This window comes from Nocardiopsis sp. NPDC055879 (genome assembly GCF_053615935.1).
Window position 1 is genome coordinate 1 of the sequence record NZ_JBSHCT010000104.1, and the last position, 1,164, is coordinate 1,164.

A 1,164-nucleotide genomic window follows, 5' to 3' on the forward strand; every position below is an offset into this window, starting at 1 on the left:
TGGATGGTTCTGCCGCCGGGAACAGTTGGGGCGGTGAGCCGATCCAGGCTGTGGAGGAACGCCCGGAACAGGGTTATGGCCTGGATGGAAACGATGACGGGGTCGCCAATGTGTACGACCCCGCCGACGCGATCCCGGCCTCTGCCGACTACCTCATCGCCCACGGGATCGAGGATGACGTCCGCCAGGCCATCTACGGCTACAACCATGCCTGGTGGTACGTGGACGATGTGTTGGAGTGGGCCGACCGCTACGCGGAAGGTGACTTCAACTCCACCGACTCCGTTCGTACGGCGGTGCTCTGCCAGGTGGATCAGGATGGTGCGCCGATCGGCAGCGCCCCGGACGAGCTGACTCAGGCCGTCGTCGATTGGGCCCTGGACAAACGAGGGAATCCGTATGTCTGGGGTGGGACGGGACCGAACGGCTTCGACTGTTCCGGTTTGATGATGAAGGCCTACGAGAGCATCGGGGTGACTGTTCCTCGGGTTTCCCAAGACCAGTGGACCTTCGGTCCAGAAGTGTCGGCAGGGGAGGAACAACCCGGTGACCTGGTCTTCTTTGATGTCACGCGGTCGGGAGAGCCACCAGGGCCCGGTCACGTTGGAATGGTGGTCGGCGATGGACTGATGGTCGAGGCCTGGTGCACCAACTGTGGACCGATCGCGGTGCGCGAGTACGATGACCCCAATCGTGCGGACATCTTGGGATTCACCCGTCCGCTTGAGCACCCCGAAGTGAAGGCTCAGCTGGAAGCGCAGGCTTAACCTTGTCGGATACGAAGACCGAAGAAGAATCAAAGCGCAAGGAGCCGGTGAAGAAGGGTCTACACGGCTGGAAGGCCGCCACCGCCGTCTTCGGCTGTGGAACCCTCGCTGCCTTTGGTGTCTTCGGAGTGATCGTCGGCATTCTCAGTACGTTTCTCAACGTTGCTTCCTCCGGGCTCTCATCTTCCGAAGAGCCATCGGTCAATGCGCCGGCGGAACAGATCGGTGAAGCTCGCGCAGACCTGAACGAAGGAGAAATGGATGTCTGCACAGACAACTTGACTCCATTGTCTTCGATCAACGTGAACCGGCAGGACGGCGGCGAGAATTACCTGGATACGACGGATGATGGGGAGATCCCTCTAGAGAACGTCCATCGCCTTGTCGAGGATGAGTG

General features: G+C 60.6%; 1 protein-coding gene and 1 pseudogene. Both read left to right on the plus strand.

All coding sequences use genetic code 11. The features are described from left to right. Positions 1 to 767 (plus strand): C40 family peptidase (locus ACWGKS_RS30050; RefSeq protein ID WP_452525118.1); only part of this gene is annotated, 767 nt, incomplete at its 5' end. Between the two features lie 2 nt (positions 768 to 769). Beyond that, positions 770 to 1,164, plus strand: a pseudogene (locus ACWGKS_RS30055) (hypothetical protein); the annotation flags it as partial.